General features: G+C 38.0%; 19 protein-coding genes, 3 pseudogenes and 2 other annotated features. Of the genes and pseudogenes, 1 reads left to right on the top strand and 21 read right to left on the bottom strand.

The window, feature by feature from the left end; genetic code table 11:
- Positions 1-19 precede the first annotated feature (19 nt).
- From obgE to MWJ95_RS12645, 17 genes and pseudogenes are all read right to left on the bottom strand, one after another.
- Positions 20-1,309, bottom strand: coding sequence for a GTPase ObgE (gene obgE / locus MWJ95_RS12725; protein ID WP_249105848.1), 1,290 nt, complete (start codon positions 1,307-1,309; stop codon positions 20-22).
- Between the two features lie 5 nt (positions 1,310-1,314).
- Complete coding sequence (locus MWJ95_RS12720; protein WP_249072732.1) at positions 1,315-1,842, bottom strand: Spo0B domain-containing protein; 528 nt, start codon at positions 1,840-1,842, stop codon at positions 1,315-1,317.
- A 316-nt stretch (positions 1,843-2,158) separates the two neighbouring features.
- Entirely contained in the window at positions 2,159-2,458 is a 300-nt protein-coding gene (rpmA, locus tag MWJ95_RS12715) for a 50S ribosomal protein L27 (protein ID WP_024363181.1), read from the bottom strand.
- Complete coding sequence (locus MWJ95_RS12710) at positions 2,455-2,811, bottom strand: ribosomal-processing cysteine protease Prp (RefSeq protein WP_249072733.1); 357 nt, start codon at positions 2,809-2,811, stop codon at positions 2,455-2,457. Before MWJ95_RS12710 ends, rpmA begins: the two co-directional genes overlap by 4 nt.
- A gap of 16 nt (positions 2,812-2,827) precedes the next feature.
- A complete protein-coding gene (rplU, locus tag MWJ95_RS12705) occupies positions 2,828-3,136 on the bottom strand; it encodes a 50S ribosomal protein L21 (RefSeq protein WP_053484819.1) in 309 nt (102 codons plus the stop codon).
- Between the two features lie 14 nt (positions 3,137-3,150).
- Positions 3,151-3,226: a sequence feature (ribosomal protein L21 leader region), on the bottom strand.
- Between the two features lie 45 nt (positions 3,227-3,271).
- Positions 3,272-3,883, bottom strand: a complete 612-nt coding sequence (locus tag MWJ95_RS12700; RefSeq protein WP_249072734.1) for a site-2 protease family protein — start codon at positions 3,881-3,883, stop codon at positions 3,272-3,274.
- Positions 3,873-4,427, bottom strand: a complete 555-nt coding sequence (locus tag MWJ95_RS12695; protein WP_249105846.1) for a M23 family metallopeptidase — start codon at positions 4,425-4,427, stop codon at positions 3,873-3,875. Before MWJ95_RS12695 ends, MWJ95_RS12700 begins: the two co-directional genes overlap by 11 nt.
- Before the next feature lie 93 nt (positions 4,428-4,520).
- Positions 4,521-5,318, bottom strand: coding sequence for a septum site-determining protein MinD (minD, locus tag MWJ95_RS12690; protein WP_249072736.1), 798 nt, complete (start codon positions 5,316-5,318; stop codon positions 4,521-4,523).
- Position 5,319: 1 nt separating this feature from the next.
- Positions 5,320-5,988 (bottom strand): septum site-determining protein MinC, encoded by a 669-nt coding sequence (gene minC / locus MWJ95_RS12685; RefSeq protein ID WP_249072737.1) that lies wholly within the window; start codon positions 5,986-5,988, stop codon positions 5,320-5,322.
- Positions 5,989-6,015: 27 nt separating this feature from the next.
- Positions 6,016-6,540 (bottom strand): rod shape-determining protein MreD, encoded by a 525-nt coding sequence (gene mreD, locus MWJ95_RS12680; RefSeq protein ID WP_249073030.1) that lies wholly within the window; start codon positions 6,538-6,540, stop codon positions 6,016-6,018.
- A complete protein-coding gene (mreC, locus tag MWJ95_RS12675) occupies positions 6,540-7,454 on the bottom strand; it encodes a rod shape-determining protein MreC (RefSeq protein WP_249072738.1) in 915 nt (304 codons plus the stop codon). The genes mreD and mreC overlap by 1 nt, the downstream gene beginning before the upstream one ends.
- Before the next feature lie 13 nt (positions 7,455-7,467).
- Positions 7,468-8,487 carry a rod shape-determining protein gene (locus MWJ95_RS12670; protein ID WP_249072739.1) on the bottom strand — a complete coding sequence of 340 codons (1,020 nt, stop codon included), beginning with the start codon at positions 8,485-8,487 and terminating at the stop codon, positions 7,468-7,470.
- Positions 8,488-9,063: 576 nt separating this feature from the next.
- Positions 9,064-9,267 (bottom strand): annotated as a pseudogene (locus MWJ95_RS12665) (JAB domain-containing protein); the annotation flags it as partial.
- A 105-nt stretch (positions 9,268-9,372) separates the two neighbouring features.
- Positions 9,373-11,182: pseudogene (locus MWJ95_RS12660) on the bottom strand (reverse transcriptase/maturase family protein).
- 557 nt (positions 11,183-11,739) lie between these two features.
- Positions 11,740-12,213 (bottom strand): annotated as a pseudogene (gene radC, locus MWJ95_RS12655) (RadC family protein); the annotation flags it as partial.
- 34 nt (positions 12,214-12,247) lie between these two features.
- Positions 12,248-12,841: a Maf family protein gene (locus tag MWJ95_RS12650; RefSeq protein WP_249072741.1), complete on the bottom strand. Its 594-nt coding sequence runs from the start codon at positions 12,839-12,841 to the stop codon at positions 12,248-12,250.
- Positions 12,842-12,940: 99 nt separating this feature from the next.
- A complete protein-coding gene (locus MWJ95_RS12645) occupies positions 12,941-13,588 on the bottom strand; it encodes a hypothetical protein (RefSeq protein ID WP_249105843.1) in 648 nt (215 codons plus the stop codon).
- Positions 13,589-14,197: 609 nt separating this feature from the next.
- Here MWJ95_RS12645 and MWJ95_RS12640 point away from each other — a divergent pair.
- A complete protein-coding gene (locus MWJ95_RS12640) occupies positions 14,198-14,614 on the top strand; it encodes an SRPBCC family protein (RefSeq protein ID WP_249105842.1) in 417 nt (138 codons plus the stop codon).
- A gap of 68 nt (positions 14,615-14,682) precedes the next feature.
- Here the strand turns inward: MWJ95_RS12640 and MWJ95_RS12635 are convergent, their stop codons facing one another.
- The 4 genes from MWJ95_RS12635 to MWJ95_RS12615 all read right to left on the bottom strand — a co-directional run bounded on the left by MWJ95_RS12635 (position 14,683) and on the right by MWJ95_RS12615 (position 22,056).
- Positions 14,683-15,936, bottom strand: coding sequence for a bifunctional folylpolyglutamate synthase/dihydrofolate synthase (locus tag MWJ95_RS12635; RefSeq protein WP_481817354.1), 1,254 nt, complete (start codon positions 15,934-15,936; stop codon positions 14,683-14,685).
- Complete coding sequence (locus MWJ95_RS12630; RefSeq protein WP_249105836.1) at positions 15,936-17,225, bottom strand: bifunctional folylpolyglutamate synthase/dihydrofolate synthase; 1,290 nt, start codon at positions 17,223-17,225, stop codon at positions 15,936-15,938. The genes MWJ95_RS12635 and MWJ95_RS12630 overlap by 1 nt, the downstream gene beginning before the upstream one ends.
- Before the next feature lie 620 nt (positions 17,226-17,845).
- Positions 17,846-20,491 (bottom strand): valine--tRNA ligase, encoded by a 2,646-nt coding sequence (locus MWJ95_RS12625; protein WP_249072746.1) that lies wholly within the window; start codon positions 20,489-20,491, stop codon positions 17,846-17,848.
- A gap of 125 nt (positions 20,492-20,616) precedes the next feature.
- Positions 20,617-20,896, bottom strand: a binding site (T-box leader).
- Positions 20,897-21,165: 269 nt separating this feature from the next.
- Entirely contained in the window at positions 21,166-22,056 is an 891-nt protein-coding gene (locus tag MWJ95_RS12615) for a valyl-tRNA synthetase (RefSeq protein WP_249105834.1), read from the bottom strand.
- Positions 22,057-22,059 lie beyond the last annotated feature (3 nt).

The following is a 22,059-nucleotide window of genomic DNA, read 5'->3' as shown; positions in this document are numbered from 1 at the left end:
TCCCCCTAAAACTCTTGTCTTAATCGACAAATTCAAATTCAAACTCTTGCAGACGAACTGTATCGCCATCTTGAGCTCCATGTTCGCGTAGAGCCTCATCCACACCCATTGCACGTAATTGACGAGCAAATCGACGAATACCATCTTCACGGCTAAAGTCAGTCATTTTAAATAGGCGTTCAATTGCGTAACCACTAATAATAAATGCACCATCATCATCACGAGTAATGACGAAATCTTCACCTTTTGCTTCATGTTTGTACATGACTGTTGCTTCGGATTGCTCCTCTATATCATCATATAGTGGGAATTCAGGTGTTACTTCAAGTAAATCAGCTATAGCAAATAGTAATTCTTTTAAACCTTGACGTGAAACAGCTGATATCGGGAAAATTTGAATATCTTCTCCCACTTTTTTGCGGAATTCCTCTAATTTTTCTTCTGCATCAGGCATATCCATTTTATTGGCAACAACAATTTGTGGACGCTCTGTTAAACGAAGATTATATTGCTTTAACTCTTCATTAATCGTTAAATAATCCTCGTACGGATCGCGGCCTTCCATTCCTGACATATCAATAACATGGACAATAACACGCGTACGTTCAATATGTCGTAAAAACTGATGACCTAATCCTACCCCTTGGTGTGCCCCTTCAATAAGACCAGGTAAATCTGCCATCGCAAAGCTTCGATGATCATCTGTTTCAATCATTCCTAAATTAGGGACAATTGTTGTAAAGTGATAGGCGCCAATTTTTGGCTTCGCAGCAGAAACAACAGATAAAAGTGTTGATTTACCAACACTTGGGAAACCTACTAGTCCTACATCTGCTAAAACTTTCAACTCTAATATAACATTTAATTCTTGTCCTGGCTCACCTTTTTCAGAAAGCTCTGGCGCTGGATTTGCTGGTGTTGCGAAGCGAGAATTTCCTCGTCCACCACGGCCAGCTTTTGCGATAATCGCTTGTTGGCCATGCTCGACTAAATCGGCTATAACAGCACCTGTTTCTTCGTTCATTACGACTGTGCCTGGTGGTACTTTAACGATTAAATCGTCTGCGCGTTTACCATGCATTCCTTTACTCATACCATGCTCACCACGGTCAGCCTTGAAATGGCGTTTGTAGCGGAAATCCATTAATGTTCGTAAGCCCTCTTCCACTTCAAACACTACGTTACCACCATGTCCACCATCACCACCAGCTGGACCACCATTCGGTACATATTTTTCTCGGCGGAAGGCAACCATTCCATCTCCACCGTCGCCACCTTTAACATAAATCTTTACGTGATCGACAAACATTTAGTTCACTCCCTATTTGCATTCATGACATATTGCCAGCGCGTCTTCGTCTGTTCAATTGTTCGAATGTCTAATTGTTTCAAACCTTTTTCGGTGAATGCATCAGCACTCCATAGACCATTTAACGTGAATGTCACGGCAAATGTATGATCGTCAACACGTACATCGAGCCCTAAACTCTGCTCTGTAAATGGATCTAATGTATCATAAACATGCATAACTGTTTTGTTTAAATAGTCTACAACTTCCGTATCAATAGTATTTGTAACAGATTTTTTGATCTCACCACTTATCTTCATCGGTAATGAAGGATAGCGCCAGCCAGCTGTTTGCAGCCATTCTATTGTTTTCGGTAATTGTAGACGATTAAGGATAGAAAGCACTTGCATTTGCTCTGAATACTCTTGAATAAGTTTTTTTGATTCATCAATTCTACCTAAATCTAAATTCATGCGAATAAGCTGAAGCTGATTCACATAATCATGATTTGCAAAACGTAATACCTCACTAATGGTTAGTGATTGATTGTTCATCCCATTCACTCCAATAAAGTTATCTTTACTAGTATAACAAGTTTTGCTGTATTTTTCCCTTAATTCTTCAATCAATTATACCTCGGCAAAATTGCGCCACGAATCGGCTTTATGCTTAGGCCCGCAAATGTTTTTTTGTGCGAAAGCGCAGTGCTAACGTAGCGGCAGCAATCGATATTTTTTTGTTGTTGCTTTCACACAGATAAAAATCGTGTTGTTTTCGCTACAGAAAACAATTGCTGTAAGAAGTTGAAATTTAGCCAAAAAAAGGACTGCAATAAATGCAGTCCTCCGCTTTATGTTATCTTATAAAAGATTAAGCTTCTTGTGTTGCTGGGTATACAGATACTTGTTTGCGATCGCGACCTAAGCGTTCGAATTTTACAACGCCGTCAACTTTAGCAAATAGTGTATCGTCACCACCGCGACCTACGTTTGTACCTGGGTAAATTTTTGTACCGCGTTGACGGTAAAGAATTGAACCACCAGTTACGAATTGGCCATCAGCACGTTTAGCACCAAGTCGTTTTGACTCAGAGTCACGTCCGTTTTTAGTAGAACCTACACCTTTTTTAGATGCGAAAAGTTGAAGGTCTAATGCTAATAATAATTTCATCGTGTTCCACCTCCTACTTGGTTGTAGTTGATTTGGATGTATTGTCCGTAATTTTGCACCATTGAATACACTTGGGCAGTCATTACTTGGACAATTAACTGTAGTTTTGCATCAATCTCAGGCTCTATATCTGTTGGTAGACCTACCTTAAGATAGCCTCCGCCTTCAGCAGCTTGTTCGACTTCTGGCTGTAATTGTAATAATGCATAAATAGCATTCACCGTACCAATGGCAATGGTAGATGCTCCTGCACATACTAAATCCTTACCAGATTCATCGTATTCAGCATGTCCTGAAAATTCGAATGCTGACACATGTCTATTTTCATCGTGATGAATCGTAACTTGTATCATTCGCTACACCTCACAATTAAGCGTTGATAGTTTCAACAACTAATTTTGTGTAAGGTTGACGGTGACCTTGTTTACGACGGTAGTTCTTTTTAGCTTTCAATTTGAAAACAACGATTTTTTTCGCACGGCCTTCTTTCACAACTTTAGCTGTTACAGTAGCGCCTTCTACGAATGGAGCTCCAACTTTAACGTTTTCGCCACCTACGAATAAAACTTTATCAAAAGTTACAACCTCGTCAGCTTCTACACCTAATTTTTCAACATAGATTTCTTGACCAGCTTCTACTTTGATTTGTTTACCACCAGTTTCAATAATTGCGTACATTTTACTGCACCTCCTCATAGACTCAGACTCGCCTGCTTATAAAGGTGATCATACGATACTTAAACCTTTCCAGTGCGGTTGTAGTAGCACAGGTGCTACAAACAATAACATTAAAATATTACCACACGAATTATTTTAAGTCAATCTATTCATTACATATTTCTCAAATGCTAAACGATATTTTCGATAATTCCATTCCTTTAACACTTGAAGCCATATAAATAAACATAAAATTGCTAAAAAAATAGATTGTGGCAGGTAACATAAAGTTATCATGAATAGTATAAAGGCAATTATAAGAGAAAGCCAGTAGTAATATTCAAACGCACGAGCACTTGGATAAACTAAAAATAAGCTCGCTAAAAATACTCTGCCACCATCCAACGGAATGATCGGTAAAACATTGATTGCTAATAGCACAAATTGCACATTAATTAGCTTAGTAGCAAGTAGTTCTGGCATAAAAAAAGCGAGGCCAATCCCTAATATTGTAGCGATTGGTCCCCCTAAGGCAATCCAAAGGAGTGACGTTGCAGGCACAACCGCTGGATTTTCAAATTCTATTTCCCCTCCGTAAGGTGTAATAATACATGATTTCACCTTAACACCACAAAGCATTGCCGTTAACAAATGACCCGCCTCATGCCACAATAACGAAAATAAAATAATGGCGTAATAAGCAATTTGGCCAGTAAAAATCATGAAAAATACGAGAGGAATACATAGAAGATGAAGTTTAATTTTCATTGGACGCCGCTGTTTCAAGCCACTGTACAATCTGCTCTAAACTATATTGTGTCTTATCTTTTTCAATCGAGATATAGAGTTGTCCCGCCTCTTTCATGCCGATTAAATCGTTTGCCTGCACAGTTGTATATGGAAGTTGAGCTAAACTATCCAGCATACCATAGGATACAGTTGTCCCATCATCGTAGTTTACCGTCATTGTTTTTCCAGTATATTTTGTATGGCCGGTAAAAACAACAAGACCATTCTTTCCAGCATAAACCGGTAGGCCCATGTCATATTGCAATAAAAAACCTTCCTTAAAAACTTGCGCATTGGCAAAAGATAATAGTTCAGTTTGCCCAACATCACTCGATACCAAAATTGTCGTATCCTCTTTATTTAACCAGCTTTGTCCGAGCTCACTTAAATAGGCTAAATCTGCTGATGTTGTAACAAGTTTTCGCACTGGTGTTTCCAGCACACCTTGATCCTCTAAACGTATGACAAGCATAATCGCAGCCACAAGCAGGATTGTGACCAACCATTTCCATTTTTTAAACAAGCCCTCATCCTTTTTTCACACTATATGAGATTGCATGTCCATTCATGCACAAGAAAAAAACCTTCTCGTACAAATGCACGAAAAGGTTAATGATTATCTTGAAAATAACGATTTTAGCTTTGAAAATACACCCTTATGTTCATTTTCAATTGCCATAAGAGGCACAGACTCGCCAAGTATTCTACGGGCAATATTACGATAACCTAGAGATGCTTTATTCGTAGGATCCATTACTACTGGTTCACCTTTATTGGATGATGAAATAACTTCTTCGTTATCTACGATGATCCCTAATAAATCGATAGATAAATGTGTTGTAATTTCATTAACATCCAAAGTATCACCACTTTTCATCATATGCTGGCGAATACGGTTAATAATTAGTTTAGGTGCAGTAATGTCTTCTTGTTCTAGCAAGCCAATAATTCGATCTGCATCACGCACAGCAGAGATTTCTGGTGTTGTTACAACAATTGCGTGGTCTGCACCAGCAACAGCATTTCGATAGCCTTGTTCTATGCCCGCTGGACAGTCTATTAAAACATAATCATAATCTCTTTTTAATTCTTCTACTAAGCTCTTCATTTGCTCGGGTTTAACAGCATTTTTATCTGTCGTTTGAGCAGCAGGCAATAAAAATAGTTTCTCATCTACACGTTTATCTTTTATTAACGCTTGATGAATCTTACAACGTCCCTCAACAACGTCTACTAAATCATAAATAATTCGATTCTCAAGACCTAAAATTACGTCCAAATTACGTAGGCCAATATCAGTATCCACTAAACATATTTTTTTACCTTGTAGTGCCAATGCAGTCCCAAGGTTAGCCGTTGTCGTTGTTTTTCCGACACCGCCTTTACCTGAAGTTATGACGATCGCTTCTCCCACACTAGCTACCTCCCTTAGACACATTTAAAAATGGTCGAATATTTTTTAACGCGTGAATTTGATCGTACGTAATGCGCCCATCATAGTCAATAAATGCACAAGTCATCTCTTCATGTTTAATTGCTTTTACATGCTCGTCCGACATTGCCTGAACCTGATCAGCGATCATGATATGTGTAGCCTCAAAACAAGATGCTGCAATGATTGCCTCCTTATTACCATGAACACCAGCATGCGCTATCCCCTTGAGTTTCCCTAGGATATACACATTGCCACCCGCTTCTACACGTCCGTTCGGATTGACATTCCCTACGATAATAATATCTCCCGGTGAACGCAGAACTTGACCCGATCTGACCACACCAAAATATGTATCTTGTTGACTTTCAATCCTTTTCTGGTTGCTCTCATGGACAGTCAGTACTTCACTTTGCACCTTAGAAACGATTAGTTGCTCTGTTTCCTGAACAATTTTGATAAGCTCTTTGATTTGTTCTTCAGAACAGTATCGATAGCCCAAATATAATTGTACATCTACTTTACTATCGATACCGCTTTCTGAAACTTTCTTTTTAAGCTCTTCTACTAAATCGACATACGCACATTGATCATCTAAATGAAGAACAAAACCATCCTTTGTTCCCTTCATATTAACTAACTGTTTTTTCATGAATGCCTCACCCCACGTTGCTCTTTGTTAAGAAACTTCACGTGCTCTCTGTAAGACACGCGCATTAATTAAATACTTGAAGGCCCAACCAAGAATCATTAAAAATAATGCATTAGCAATGATCGTCGGCAGCAGTCGTGAACGTAAGAAATCCGATAATGGAATCGTTGTAAAGTCGATAAGATAGAAGAATTGATAGAGTATAAATTCTAAAATTGCTACTAAAACAACTGAAATGGTCGTTGTCACAACTAAGTGCTGATGAATAACTTTCACAATTGACCCTGCTAGAAAACAAGTAAGCGGAAACAGTACTGAATATAATCCAATAATATCAATGTAAAACACATCATACAAGACACCAAAAAAAAGTCCATACATTACCGCACGCTGACGGCTGTAATAGATGGATATAAATATTAAATATAAGATTAAAAACCTTGGAACTAAATAAAAGATTTGTCCTTTCACTTCAATCGGTGAAAGCATAGCAAACTCTGGCTCCACTAAAAATAGTAAAACTGCCACAGAGGGGATGAGAAACCGAACCATCATTTCGCCTCCTCTTTACCCTTTTGTGGTGGATTTGTTAAATCCTCGTTGGATGTATTACCATCAGATCCATCTATCACAGTAGCGGAACGTTTAGCAATAACAACATAGTCTAAAATTGAGAAATCAGCAGATGGTTTTACATAGGCCAGTTTTGTTAAGCCAAAATCATCTGTACTTACTTCAGTTATTTCTCCGATTGGCACATTTTTAGGGAAAATACCGCCAAGTCCTGATGAAACTACTTGCTGACCTTTTTTAACTGTTAAACTTGAATCGATTCGCTTCATGATGAGTTCATTACGCTCTTTATCATAGCCCTCGATTAAACCGTATGCTTGTTTATCTCCTTGAACCATCGCAGAAACACGATAGTTTGGATTATTTGTATATAAAAGCTCTACCTCAGAGGTGAAAGGTGTCACTAAAGTAACTTTACCGACTAACCCTTTCGCTGTCATAACTGCCATATTTTTCTCTACACCGTGTGAAGATCCTTTATCTAAAATAATTTTTTCTTCCCACTGGTCAGGATTTCTAGCGATAACTGTGGCATGAATCGGATCATAGGCTTTTAAGCTTTCCGATTTGTCCATGAGATCCTTAAATTTCTTTATATCAGATTTCAAGTCCGATGCCTCAGCTTGTACAGCAGCAAATTCATCTAAGCGTGCTTTTAAACGTTTATTTTCTTCGTACGTGTTTAAGAGGGAATCAATACTATTAATAACACCAGTAATATAATTCGCCGGCTTCGCAACAATAGATTGTGCGACGCCGACAGTGTCTTTAATAATTTGCTCTGGTAAAGTTGCATTCGTCCGATCACGTAATGAGAAGCTAATCAATGCCACAAGAAAAACCATGCCCACGAGCAGCAGAATTAATTTCTTATTGAAAAAAAAGTGTGGCATTGCCTAAACCTCCTTACCCTTTAACTTGTTGTTGACGAATTAAATCAATATGTTCTAAAGCTTTACCTGTACCAATTGCTACACAGTCAAGTGGATCTTCTGCGATAAATACTGGCATATTAGTTTCTTGGCTAATAACTTTGTCTAAATTCGTTAATAGCGCTCCACCACCTGTTAATACAATTCCGCGTTCCATTACGTCTGCAGATAATTCCGGAGGTGTTTGTTCAAGAGTTTTTCGAACACCATCAATAATAGATGCTACCGCTTCACGTAAAGATTCAGAAATTTCCTGTGAAGAAATTTCGATTGTTTTAGGTAAACCTGTTAATAGGTCGCGTCCTCTAATTTCCATTTTTTCTTCTGGACCCTCAGCTAACGCTGTACCAATTTCCATTTTTACTGCTTCCGCAGTACGTTCACCAATTGTTAAGTTATATGATTTACGGATATACGAAATAATGGATTGGTCCATAGCATCCCCGCCCACACGCACGGATTCACTCGTTACAATACCACCTAATGAAATAACGGCAACCTCTGTTGTACCGCCACCGATATCAACGACCATTGACCCTGTTGGATCCCATACTGGTAAGTTCGAACCGATTGCAGCTGCAAATGGCTCTTCAATTGTAAATGCTTCTTTAGCACCTGCTTGACGAGCAGCATCGATAACCGCACGCTGTTCAACCGATGTAATACCATAAGGCACACAAATCATAACATTCGGTTTTTTCCAGTTACCACCAGAATTTTTACAAGCTTCTTTTAAATAGTATTCTATCATCGCTGTAGTAATATCAAAATCAGCAATAACACCATCTTTCATAGGACGGATTGCTACGATTGAGCCAGGTGTACGACCAATCATATTTTTCGCATCATTACCAACTGCAACGATATCTCCAGTTTTTGTATTTTTTGCTACAACTGAAGGTTCACGTAAAACGATCCCCTTCCCTTTAATAAACACTAATGTATTCGCTGTGCCAAGGTCAATCCCGACATCTTTACTTCCTAATCCAAACAATTTGTGTACTCCCTTTCTATTTAAGCCATACTTTCGTTGACATCAACTTACACCCGGCGCATTACACCCCGAGGCTATATCTTCATTCACTTGGTGTTAGACACCTATTGAAAAAACTACACACTCATTTATCTCACACCTGCTGGAGTGAGAGTCTTTCTTGAACAAAGATAAAATCATACCGTTCATTATAACGGAAAAGCGCAAGAATTTGTAGTGCCACATACCTCTTCTCGCAGAAAAGATACTATTTTAATTCCCTCCTAATTAAAAACAGTACGTATAGATTAGCATATAATTTTTATTCTTGTAAGACAACGTGTAATAGGCTACCAATTTTTGTGAATATTATAGACATTTCTACGAATACAATAACGTTTTATAAAAAAAAAGGTTCGTTTTTATTTTTTATATTTTCTCCAAAAACTACAAAATTATTTTATTGATTCGATTCTTCATCAAATGTTGGCATAAGCAACAATATAAGGATTCTTAAAGTAATCCGTTAACTATCTCAACAAATGTTCAAGAACTCGAAAAACTAAATCAAAAAAACTCTGCACAATGAATGCAGAGTTAAAAATAACCTTTTTCTTTCAAACTAATAAACTGATGATCACCGATGATGAGATGATCGATTAAATCAATGCCTATAATATAACCCGCCTCTATAATTCGTCTCGTCACTTCAATATCTTCATCACTGGGTGTTGGAATGCCACTAGGATGATTATGTGCACAAATAATAGAAGCGGCAGATCTTTTGACAGCCTCGCGAAAGTAGGGTGAGAACCCAGCGCCTTGGTATATTTCTATATTAGGTTTCCAAGAACTCCCCTCCAAACCGTACGTACTCCTCTCAGAGTATACGGCTTTCCATTTACTTTAATCTAACTTGCCATTATGCAAATCGTGATGGCACGATATACATAAAGCCATTGTTTTCTGTTTACGGGCTATCATTTTCTGTTCCCATTTTTTCTTACCTTGTAAATTCTTTTTTTTGAATATGATGCATTTCAAGTGATACACTTGATACTCCACACCATTCACATTTTTCGGCAAGTAATCGGTCAATCAGATTTGTACGCCCTGTATAAATTAGTGTATTTTCAACTATATCAACTGTTGGCTGTTTAATTGCATCGTTCTTTTCCATTCGTTGCTCTGTAAAATAAGTAATTCTTGGACCTTCTTTTGTTTCATATTGAATGCCGAATTCCCCATTAATCTTATATTTAGTGATAATTTTTCTAACGGTACTCTTATATTTATTCGCATACGTTTTAATCATGCTGTATTTCATCGTTTGACGGAAAGACTGTAAAACATGTACATTACTCGCTAGGCGATAGTAATTGTAATAGCCTTCTATTTCTGCATTGTATGTACGAATAATTTCAAGGTCGTCATTATGCACTAAATACGGGCGATGAATAGGTTTCCAACTATTATTCATTCCTATTTTTAAAGCGTTTAATTGTAAGAGCTTTTGAATATATTTTTCATGTGGAACGAAAAGCTTTGTTTGATAGTTGAATTTACGCTTTTTAGTTCCGTTTGGCATTTTCATTCGATGCCAATCTCTTACGACACGAATATCATACTCAAGAAAACGGGCATTCTTTTTGCTATGAGTAATCAATGTTTTCTTAGCACTTAATTCTAGCCTTAACTGTTCTTTTAAGAACATTGTCAAGTCTTGTTTAATTTGTTCAGCTTCCTTTTTACTCCCGATGACACCAAGTATAAAATCATCTGCATAACGAACATATTTTAGACGTCGGTAATTTGGGTCGAAAAGGTCTTTACTATCATGGCTTTGCAGTTCTTTATAAAGGAATTTTAATTCCTTTAAGCGTTCTTTCTTTTCCTCCTCGGATAAGGTCGCCCAATCATGTTTATTCTTACTTTTGCGATGATTAATCTTAGAAGCAAGATTATGATATGTTAAATTGTGCACTCGTTTGTCACCTTTATCATAGCTTTTCATATATTGCTCCACATATTTATCGAGTTCATTTAAATAAATATTCGATAGCAGAGGGCTGATGATTCCTCCCTGTGGTGCACCACTATAAGTTTTATGAAACACCCAATCTTCTACATAACCTGCTCGTAAAAATTTCCAGATTAAATTGATGAATTTTTCATCATGAATTCGTCTTCTCAAAATGCTAACTAACACATGATGGTCTATATTATCGAAGAACCCTTTAATATCACCCTCAATAAACCATCTGGTTCCCGTAAAAGTATTACGGATTTCTTTTAATGCTGTATGACAGCTAAGATTGGGTCTAAATCCATGAGAGTGTACTGAAAACTGTGGCTCATAAATGCTTTCAAGTAATCGCCGAACAACTTCTTGGACTAGTTTATCCTCGAAAGTAGGGATGCCAAGCGGTCTTGTTTTCCCGTTTTTCCTTGGGATGTATGTCCGTCGTGCTGGATTTGGTTGATACGCTTGATTTTTTAATTTTTCAATGAGCTTTTCTATACGCTTTACGCTCATGCCATCAATCGTATCTTCATTGATTCCTTTTGTATTACTGGCCTTGTTTTTATACAGTTTTACGTAAGCTTCAAAATAGAATTCTTTATTGTACAAGTTACGATATAGTCGTTCAAATACATAGCTTTCATCTCTTGCTTTGGCAGTTAGACGATTTAATACTACTTTTGGAATTCTCATAGAGCCTCCGCTCCTTCCCAATTTGGTATTAACAGGGTAAACTGCTCCCCTTCGCCATGTACTAGGCTTTCCCTAGCGCGGACTACTACGAGAGCTCCGTTACCATATCAGATATTCAGTGTCTAAACACATAGCCCATAAGGCATTCTGACTTAGGTAATCCCCATTTAGATTTATAAAGACTTATCGCATGTATAATGTCGGATATGACGTTCGCTCGTTACTTTTATATGAAAGTTGGGTGAAATGGTATCACATCATCATTCTCGAAATCTTTAAGAACAATGCACATTTCAAATAGCGTAAATCATGACCTCCCGCTAAAGGTCCGAGTAGTCCCCCTTGAGCTATCATTCAAGCAGTTTAGCCTTTATCCTTATTTATACAATTCATCTCGCCATTCAGTCGTACTTTGGTCATTAAGTAACTTCTGGCTTTTCCAACATGCTACACTCCCTGATTAGTTTCCCTTTCAGATAAGTTGGCTAATGATAGGGTACAGATAGTGATATTCCCCTACTGCTGTGCGAAAGCAGATTCCTTATAAACCCTTATGGGCGCACTATCTCCCTAGGATGAACAATCGAAGCGTTTAGACTGCCTATAAAAATCGTCTTCTTATGAATAATTTGATTTTTTACATTTAAAAAAAGAACGACAAAATGTTCTTGATTCAGCGAGGTCATATCAGGCATTAAATAGGCTGCGGCATCTTGCGGTGAACGAATCGTATATTTTTCATCGCTTTGTTTCTGTGCGAGACGTCTACCAAGTTCAATGGCTGCTAATAATTGAATGGCTTTAACCTCTCCGATTCCTCTTATAGCAACCATTTCTTCTATTGTTGCATGTTTCAAATCATGTAAACGCTCAAAAACACTTAATATGCGATTGGCAAGTACAAGAACAGACTCTTCTTTAGTGCCTGTCCTTAGTAAAATAGCCAGCAGCTCCTGATTCGATAAACTCATAGCTCCTTGTCTCCGTAGCCTCTCACGCGGTCGATCCTCTATATTAACATCTCGTATCATCGTCCTTGGTAAAACATCATTCGGCAAAAAAGCCTCACTCCTTCGCAAATTGGATTATATTGAGTGCTACCAATTGCGTAAACAACGCTGCAAGTGGTAACCCAACAACATTGTTATAATCTCCTTCAATTCGTTTTACTAAAAGGGTTCCAGTAGTTTGAATGCCATAGCCACCTGCTTTATCAAATGGATCTCCCGAATCTACATATGCTTCGATGAGCTCCTGCGATAAATGATGAAAGACAACATTGGTCTCTTCAACGAATGTAGTTTCATTACCGTTAGGCTCAATAATGGCAACAGCTGTCATGACCGCATGACGCTTACCTGATAAGCGCAATAAGTGAGAAATTGCCTCCTCACGATTTTTCGGTTTATGGAGTAGCTCATCATCATAAACAACAATAGTATCTGCTCCAATAATCGTGGCATTTGGAGCTTTTTTCGCCACATCACGTGTTTTTAAGAGTGCTACACCTTTTACATAATCTTGCATTGTAGTTGCCTGTACGCTTGTCTCTTCCACTTCACTAGTAATAATGTCGAATGGAAGTGATAGCATAGCAAGCAATTCCTTTCGTCTTGGTGAAGCAGAAGCAAGCACTAGCTTGTGATTTGTTTTAAACATTATCTGACCATTCCTCCTTATTAGCTATCATAACGGAGAATTTTGGTTTTGAAAATTTTCTAAAAATCAAGATAATGCTTATTTTATTATCTTTTGCGCTTAAAATTTCACTTGAAGACAAGCATTTTTCGATTTGTAATGGGCAAAAACTTGTAAGCGAACGATGCTAATATCTGTTGAAATAGACGAGGCTGCCGCTCCAATCGATTGCCAATCAGCAGGCAACGTAGAATCCTTGGAATTATCTTTAAAATTTAATTTTGTTGCATTTTTGTCAGCTAGCACAGATGGAAGCTCTGCCATCGTTGCTTCCTTACAACTGTCACCGCTCACTGTAAATGCTTTTTTAAATGTTGCAGGATCTTTTAAAAAGACAAGCTTACTTTCGTCTGTTACCATACTTGTCCAAACATAAAATTTTCCATCAACCTCGACAATGGCACTTTCTTTTAATGAAGGATGTTCAGATACAAACGCGCTTGCACTTTCATAATTTGAATAGACGCCTGCTTGACTTGCAAAAAACATAGGCCCACTCTTAGCTCCCCCCGCTGTCGGGACTGTTTCTCCGGAAGTATTACCATTGTTACTTTTATTGGCTACCTCATTACTATCATTTTTTAAAGACAATTGAGTGCTCGCTTGAAGAATACCTAAAAAAATGGCTACACCAAAAAGTCCAACTATCCCTCCAATAATCATCGCTCGAAATACTTGTTTTTTTATTACATGACTGACAATTTTCATTCGACCATCACCTCTTTCATTAACGTATCAAAGTAAATTTAGAAAAGACCAATTTGATATATAAGTATATGTATAAAAGGATGTGTAAATGCGAATTTACTACATTTTGATTTAATAGTTATTTTCGAAGTTTCACTGTAAAATTTACTATTTTTGTAATGAAAGTTTTACTATAAACAAAAAGATCAAGCGTGTTTATTAACCATTTTTATCCGCTCTAATTAATTAGAAAGTTCTGATTTACACTACGGGCTACTCGTTTTCCCACGGGAGTCGAGTAGCCCTACGCTACAATCAGTTAAAGAACAATTTTACCAAATGAGAAAAGGAGGTATTAAAAAAGGAAATGGTTCATCATAGTTGGTGTCGTATTGGTGTAATTGTAGCTTGGAACGATAAATTCTATTTCAGTAGTGTTTGCAACCGCTAACGGAACACATCCGTATTCACCTCACCATTCGTCATTCAGTAGAAGCGTTCTAACGAATGAAGATGACATACAGATTTAACAAAATGTCATCCTAAACTTTTTTTGATATGCCCAGGAAATAGAAAAAAGAAATAGAAATTATAATATTACAGATAAATAATTGTTATGGGGGTAATAAGATGGATAATCCGAAAATTATAGGACAAACAAAAACGGTAGGATTCCAAGTAGGTGTTAGAAGGATATTTCCTATTTCCCAAGAAGAAGCCTGGAACCTTGTGACTTCACAAGATGGATTAAACTTCTGGTTAGGAGAGAGTACGAACATTATCCTTGAACCGGGACAGAAATATATTACGAAATTTGGTACAGGAGAAATACGCGTAGTCAAACCTTTACAGCAACTTCGCCTTACTTGGCAAAAGATAGGATGGGAAAAAGCATCAACAGTTCAAGTTCGATTTATACCGAGTTCAAACAATAAAACAACTATTAGTTTTCACCAAGAAAAACTTTCTGATGAGAATGTAAGAGAAGAAATGAAAAAATATTGGAAAAAAGTACTTGATGAACTTAAAGAGAGAATACCCAAATGAAAAAATCAGGACTCATTTTTATGAGTACCTGATCTTTACTGCCAATATATTGTTCATTCAACTAAATGCTAATTTATTTTTAATCTACTACGTACTTCCGTTAATAAATATAACGAACCCGATACAATCGTTCTCGATTTGTTTTCTGACTGTTGTTTTAAAAATTGTACATAATCTTCTAATATTGCTTTGTGCGAGGCGTTGGACAACTCTAGCATGCTGTGAGCGGCCATCGCACGGGGGTTGTCAAAATCTACAAAGTAAAAACAATCACTTACTTGCTCAAATTGTTGCAAAATCTCTTTTACAGCCTTATCAGCAAGTATACCTATGACAAAAGTAATCTGCTCATTTGAGAATTCATGTTGAATCGTTTCTTTCAATTTCTCAGCGCTCGCTGGATTATGCGCACCGTCTAAAAAAACGTAAGGTATCATTTCTTCAAAACGCCCTAAAATGTTTGCACTTTCTACAGCTTTTTGAATCGCTTCCTCGCTAACTTGTAACGCTAATGCAGTTGCTACTTCAAAAAAAGCTGTAATTGCTAGTGCCATATTATTCGCCTGATGTGCACCCTTCATTGTACGTGTAAGCTTTGTAATACTGATGCCTCTGTCATTATGCTTATAGCTCTCTCCATCATTGTCATGTTGCACAAAAAATTGATGATTTAGCTCAAGTACCGATGATTGTTTTTTTTGAGCTTCCTGATAAACTATATTCTTCGCCTCTAACGGTAAATCACCGATAATAACTGGACGATTCGGTTTAATAATTCCTGCTTTATGGCAAGCAATACTTTCAATCGAATTTCCTAAAAAATTCGTATGCTCTAATGCGATGCTCGGTATGATTGACACAATTGGCGTAACTACATTTGTACTATCAAGTAAGCCCCCCATACCTGCTTCAATAAGGGCAATATCTACATTACTTGCAGCAAAATGTAAAAAAGCTGCAACCGTTAAAAGTTCAAAATCTGTTAGTTTCCCACTTAGTTCAGCTGCCTGCATTTGTTGAAATACATGATTCATTTCCGCTTCTGTAATCACTTGACCCTCTACTTGAATTTGGTCATGCACGTCTAAAATACAAGGAGACATAAATTTACCAACACGTAAGCCATGCTCTTTAGCGATTGATTCTAGAAATGTAAGTGTCGAGCCTTTACCGTTAGTCCCGGCTATGTGTACGACTTGCAATCTATTTTCTGGATTACCTACTCTTGCTAACGCCTCTTCAATCGCAGTCAAACCAGGTTTAATCACATCATCACTCTGAACATTCCACTTTTCTTTGTAGTGATTCAATTTTGGAATCATCATTGTTCCCCCTGTAGCCATTGTCGTATTTCAGCTATAAAATACAAGGATCCTGTAATAACGATAACATCCTCTTTATTTCTTTGATGTAGTATCGTTTGCACCATTTCACGCCAATCTGCATTATATTCTTTGTTCACATTTGTAGATAATGCAGCTAATTGATCTGCAGGCATAGCATTTGGTAGCTCAATTTGTGTAAATGCAATTGATGTAGCTATACTATCCATTAAAGCAATACTTTTCGCATGATCTTTATCCGCTAATGCCGCATATATAAATCGATAGTTTTGCTGTGGATAGACCGTTTTAAGTGTTTGAATGAGTGCGTTCGTTCCTTCAGAATTATGTGCTCCGTCTAATATAATATCGCCAGGTAACTGCTCAAATCGGCCTGCCCACTGAGCTTTTGCCAAAGCCTGATGGATTGACTCATCTGAAATATCAATGACCCCATTCTCTCTTAGCGTTAGGATCGCCGTAATCGCAAGACTGGCATTATTCATTTGATGAGGCCCAGCCATTTTTAATGGGACACCTACCATCTCCGCATTAGCCTTTCGGTAATTAAAGCGTTGGATCGTAGTGCCTTGTTCAATGTTTTCAACAGTAAAGTCCTTCCCTAAAACAAGGCACGGGGCATGACGCTCCTTTGCTACCTCCCTGATAACAGTAAGTGCTTCCTCACTTTTAACCCCCACTATAATAGGTACATTTTCTTTAATAATTCCCGCCTTCTCAAATGCCACCTTTGCTAACGTATCTCCTAAAAACGCAGTATGTTCAAGTGAAATCGTTGTGATAATTGAAATTAGGGGCGTAATGACATTCGTAGCGTCCAAACGTCCACCAAGTCCCGTTTCAATCAATGCAATGTCCACTTCTTCATCCGCAAAATATTGATACATAATAAGTGTTACCACTTCAAAAAAACTCGGAAATTCACCTTCATAATGTGTCTCTATAATCTCAAAAACTCTGTTCATATAGTGTAAAAATTGCGCATCAGAAATTTGAATTCCATTAATAGTCATACGTTCATTCACACGTTTTAAATGAGGTGAAGTAAAGGCGCCTACTTTGTAGCCCGCATGTTGTAGCATTTCTCTTAGAGCATTCACTGTAGACCCTTTTCCATTTGAGCCTGCTAAATGAATAGCGCGTAGCCTGTCCTGTGGGTTATTAAGAAGTGCTAATACCTCTCGCATCAATACGAGCGGTGCACGTTTATGATCAACTGCCTTTAACGTAAAAATAAAATCTGTACATTCTTTCATCGTTTTAAACAAACGAAACACTCCCTCTTCACTGCAATATCTCTATTTTAGTACAAGTAGCGCCCAATACACATAGATTTCTAAAAAAACTATTGTTTACTTTTACATTGAATGAAAGTAAAAAAACACGCAGAAAAACACTGATTTCCGCTACGGGCTACTCGCTTTCCAACGGGCGAGCGTCGAGCCGCTTCCTTCGCTTCGTGTAGGGTCTCGTCTGTCTCGCTTTCCCGCGGGAGTCGAGTAGCCCTCCACTACAATCAGTAAAAAATAGGAATATATTAGCAAAATAGCACCAAAAAAGGTTCATCACCAAAAATCGCGGATGATTTTTGTTAAAACGTCTACTATGTAAATAAGTTGATTGGAGTGGAGGCTGGGCGACTCCTTGGGGATTAGCGTCACAGATGAGACCCTGGAGCGAGCATCGCGAGTGAAGCGGCTCATCGGACGCCCCCAGGAAAGCGCCCAGCCGGAACGGAAATCAACCACACGTTTTTGTAATGATCCACAAAAAATCCTTTTAACACTCAAAAATAAACCAATTTATTCCTTATCAACACACCTAATATAATTTCATACTAATCAATTAAGAAAAACAGCGGATGACTATTGCCATCCGCTGTCTCGACTTACATATTTTTTAATTCTTCTAAACGTTTTAAAACAACTGCATGTTTACTTTCATAATCTGCTAATTTTTCACGCTCCGCATTTACTAATGCTTCCGGCGCTTTAGATACAAATTTCTCATTTGATAATTTACCAGTTACAAGCTTCACTTCTTTTGCCCATTTTTCTAATTCTTTTTCAAGACGAGCAATTTCTTCTTCCAGATTAATAAGTCCAACAAGCGGTAGGAATAGCTCAGCTCCAGTTACAACTGCTGTCATTGACTGACCAGGAGCTTCTAAACCTTCTCCTATTGTTAGTGATTCTGGATTACAGAATTTTTCTAAGTATGCTTTATTGGCTTCAAGTACTGTAACCGTTGCAGCATCCTTCGCTGAAATAAATAGCGGCACTTTTTTGCTCATTGGTGTATTAACTTCCGCACGAATATTACGTACCGAACGTATAATATCCATTAGGAGCTTCATATTGTCTGCTTCCTCTGCAAAATGAAGATCCGCACGTACAGTTGGCCATGCTGCCACTGTGATTGATTCACCTTTATGAGGTAAGTGCTGCCAAATTTCTTCCGTAATGAATGGCATGAATGGATGTAATAGACGCATAGTTTGATCTAAAACGTACGCTAAAATAGAACGAGTCGTTTTCTTAGCTGCTTCGTCTTCACCGTATAACGGTAATTTCGCCATTTCAATATACCAAGAACAGAAATCATCCCAAATGAAGTTATAAAGCTCACGGCCAACTTCACCAAATTCGTAGCGCTCTGCAAGAGATGTTACACGTTCAATTGTTTCATTTAAGCGAGTAAGAATCCATTTATCGGCAACTGATTTTTCACCAGTTAAGTCGATTTCATCATATGTCATACCTTCCATATTCATTAAAGCGAAACGAGAGGCATTCCAAATTTTGTTAGAGAAGTTCCAAACGGCTTCTACTTTTTCAGTTGTATAGCGTAAATCTTGACCAGGTGATGATCCAGTAGCTAAGAAGTAACGTAATGAGTCGGCACCATATTGATCAATTACGTCCATAGGGTCTACACCGTTACCAAGTGATTTACTCATCTTACGTCCTTCACCATCACGTACTAAACCATGAATTAATACATCTTTGAATGGGCGTTGACCTGTAAATTCAAGACCTTGGAAAATCATACGAGAAACCCAGAAGAAAATAATATCATAACCAGTTACAAGCGTGCTTGTTGGATAGTAACGTTTATATTCTTCATTTGTCTCATCCGGCCAACCCATTGTAGAAAATGGCCATAGTGCAGAAGAGAACCATGTATCTAATACGTCTTCATCTTGTGTCCAATTTTCTGCATCTGCTGGTGCTTCTTTTCCTACGTAAATTTCACCTGTTTCATTGTGATACCAAGCTGGGATTTGGTGACCCCACCATAACTGACGAGAGATACACCAGTCACGAATGTTTTCCATCCAACGAGAATATGTGTTTTCGAAACGAGATGGTACGAAGTTTACTTGGCCTTCTTCATCTTTTTGAAGAGCAAGTGAAGCATCAGCAAGTGGTTGCATTTTTACGAACCATTGAGCTGAAAGATATGGCTCTACAACAGCACCAGAACGTTCAGAGTGACCTACTGAATGTGTATGCTCTTCAATACGAATTAGCACGCCTGCATCCTGTAAATCAGCTACGATTTGCTTACGGCATTCAAAGCGATCCATACCATTATACTTGCCAGCAAGCTCATTCATAGTACCATCTTCATTCATGACAAGAATGCGTTCTAGATTGTGGCGGTTACCAACCTCAAAGTCATTAGGATCGTGTGCTGGTGTCATTTTTACAACCCCAGTACCAAATTCCATATCAACGTAGTCATCTGCTACAATTGGAATTTCACGACCTACGATTGGTAAAATAACCGTTTTGCCGATTAAGTGTTGATAGCGCTCATCTTTCGGGTGAACGGCTACTCCAGAGTCACCTAGCATTGTTTCAGGTCGTGTTGTTGCTACTTCCACATAGCCTGATCCATCAGCTAATGGATATTTCATATGATAGAATGCACCTTGCACATCTTTATAGATAACTTCAATATCTGATAATGCTGTTTTTGCAGCAGGGTCCCAGTTAATAATACGTTCGCCACGATAGATTAAGCCTTTTTCATATAATTGAACGAACACAGTTTTAACCGCATCGGAAAGACCTTGGTCAAGTGTAAAACGCTCACGAGAATAATCTAATGCAAGACCTAGCTTCGCCCATTGATCGCGGATATGTCCAGCATACTCATCTTTCCATTCCCATGTTTTTTCAAGGAATTTTTCACGTCCTAAATCATAACGTGTAATATTATCTTCTCGTAGTTTAGCCTCTACTTTTGCTTGTGTTGCAATACCTGCATGGTCCATTCCTGGTAACCAAAGTGCATCATAGCCTTGCATGCGCTTCATACGAATTAAAATATCTTGTAATGTTGTATCCCAAGCATGGCCAAGGTGTAATTTACCTGTTACGTTCGGTGGTGGAATAACAATAGAATAAGGCTCTTTTTCACTTGTAGGCTGCGCCTCAAAAAATTTCCCTTGTAACCACCATTCATAACGACCCGCTTCAATGGACTGCGGATCATATTTTGTAGGCATTGAAATGTTTTCTGTCATTTTGACTCCTCCTGTTGACTTCATAATTTTACCGGTGTGAGATCGTACCAATCATTCTGTTTTGATGACTCAGATATAGGTCATTTACCAGAAGATTAATGAAAATAAAAAAAACTCCTAACGTCTAAAAGGACGAAGGAGTTTAAGTTCGCGGTACCACCTTTAATTCCAGCAGAGGCGAGTTAAGCTGTCACACATTTCATCAGAAAAAAAATGTACTACTTACTTAAGCCTTTTTCTACTGGCTCTCAATTCGGTAACGGTGTTTAACCGGCTTTAACTACTGTTAGTTCACTAAAGCTGCTCGAGGGCTACATTCAATTAGGTACAAATAGAAACTTTTCAGCTACCGTTTCCTCTCTTAAAATGTACTAATAATTTACTCTTCCCTGTCATAGCATCTATATTCGACTTTTTCACATTGTACCGCAAAATCGTGGAATTTTTCAAGTGATTTAGTCATTTTTTAGGAAGCACTACTAGAAAAGGAAGTGAAAATTCAAATGCGTCGACGTAAGTATAATCCTTGGCTTTTACCACCTTGGCTACGACAATTTCGATTTTATTGCAAAACGATAATTGTTCCAATTTGTGTTTTTCAGTTTATACGTGTCATCATCATTCCTACATCTGGAGATTTTATTATCTTATTACTCCTGCTACTTCTATGCTATTTACTTTTGAATGAAGTCATTTGAAACACGAACCTTTAGCGGTGTATAGTCTTCCGTTAAATCCCAGATCGTCGATTGAACCTCCTGCCAAGAGCTAGATTCACGGACTGCAATATGACTAGAGGATTCCTTCAACATTGTTTTTTGTTCAGCTTGTGCAGGCTTTTCTTTTTTGTCTGAGGCTACTATTGCTTCAGACTTTTCCTTTTGAGCAGCAAATGTAACAACCTTTGATTTTTCCTCTTGCTTTGATGTTGTTACAACTGCAGATTTTTCTTCTTGAGGTGAAGAAACTGCTGCTGTAGACTTTTCTACTTGTGCCGAAACCGCTACAACTTCAGGTTGTTCTTCTTGAATCGATGCTACTACATCTACTGGCTTTTCTTCTTGAATCGATGCTACTACATCTGCAGGTTGTTTTACCTGTGATGTTTCTTTAATAGCTTGCTTCTCTATCTGAGCTGAGGCATTGACAGCGATCGGCTGTTTTTCTAAAACATGCGCTTTTTCGAGTGCTGGCTCAGGTTCATTAAAAGTACTTGTAACTGTCCATTCGAGCTGACACATTTGATTAGTTAATATAGGTCGAATATCCTTTACCATTAAATCTTCAATAGCTGCATCCTTTGGTAAATCCACATTTAACGGAACTGCATACTCAAAATAACCAGTATCCCCTTGAATATCAAGCGCATCGATTTGTACTAATTCTTCATCATCCATGAAAGCTTGCATGTCTTGAAAATCAAAGCGAACATGTGCCGTAATATGATAAATACCCATTAATCGTAAAGAATCTTCTAACTGCTTCGTCTGCCAACGCGGTTTAATTTGTACAGCTGCTATTTCAGTTGGGCAGCCATAACCAGGAAAACAAAAAGTTTCACTCATATT

The organism is Lysinibacillus sp. Bpr_S20 (assembly GCF_023337835.1).
In the GTDB taxonomy this organism is placed as follows: Bacteria; Bacillota; Bacilli; order Bacillales_A; family Planococcaceae; genus Lysinibacillus.
Note: the sequence above shows the minus strand (reverse complement) of the source record. Positions and strands in the feature narration are given on the sequence as shown.

Excerpts from the sequence above, each read along its gene's own strand:
- MWJ95_RS12625 (WP_249072746.1), bottom strand. The coding sequence starts at position 20,491 with ATGACAGAAAACATTTCAATGCCTACAAAATATGATCCGCAGTCCATT.
- MWJ95_RS12720 (WP_249072732.1), bottom strand. The coding sequence starts at position 1,842 with ATGAACAATCAATCACTAACCATTAGTGAGGTATTACGTTTTGCAAAT.
- MWJ95_RS12650 (WP_249072741.1), bottom strand. The coding sequence starts at position 12,841 with ATGTTTAAAACAAATCACAAGCTAGTGCTTGCTTCTGCTTCACCAAGA.
- rplU (WP_053484819.1), bottom strand. The coding sequence starts at position 3,136 with ATGTACGCAATTATTGAAACTGGTGGTAAACAAATCAAAGTAGAAGCT.
- obgE (WP_249105848.1), bottom strand. The coding sequence starts at position 1,309 with ATGTTTGTCGATCACGTAAAGATTTATGTTAAAGGTGGCGACGGTGGA.
- minC (WP_249072737.1), bottom strand. The coding sequence starts at position 5,988 with ATGAAAAAACAGTTAGTTAATATGAAGGGAACAAAGGATGGTTTTGTT.
- MWJ95_RS12635 (WP_481817354.1), bottom strand. The coding sequence starts at position 15,936 with ATGATTCCAAAATTGAATCACTACAAAGAAAAGTGGAATGTTCAGAGT.
- mreC (WP_249072738.1), bottom strand. The coding sequence starts at position 7,454 with ATGCCACACTTTTTTTTCAATAAGAAATTAATTCTGCTGCTCGTGGGC.
- MWJ95_RS12615 (WP_249105834.1), bottom strand. The coding sequence starts at position 22,056 with ATGAGTGAAACTTTTTGTTTTCCTGGTTATGGCTGCCCAACTGAAATA.
- MWJ95_RS12640 (WP_249105842.1), top strand. The coding sequence starts at position 14,198 with ATGGATAATCCGAAAATTATAGGACAAACAAAAACGGTAGGATTCCAA.
- MWJ95_RS12710 (WP_249072733.1), bottom strand. The coding sequence starts at position 2,811 with ATGATACAAGTTACGATTCATCACGATGAAAATAGACATGTGTCAGCA.
- MWJ95_RS12645 (WP_249105843.1), bottom strand. The coding sequence starts at position 13,588 with ATGAAAATTGTCAGTCATGTAATAAAAAAACAAGTATTTCGAGCGATG.
- mreD (WP_249073030.1), bottom strand. The coding sequence starts at position 6,540 with ATGGTTCGGTTTCTCATCCCCTCTGTGGCAGTTTTACTATTTTTAGTG.
- MWJ95_RS12700 (WP_249072734.1), bottom strand. The coding sequence starts at position 3,883 with ATGAAAATTAAACTTCATCTTCTATGTATTCCTCTCGTATTTTTCATG.
- rpmA (WP_024363181.1), bottom strand. The coding sequence starts at position 2,458 with ATGAAATTATTATTAGCATTAGACCTTCAACTTTTCGCATCTAAAAAA.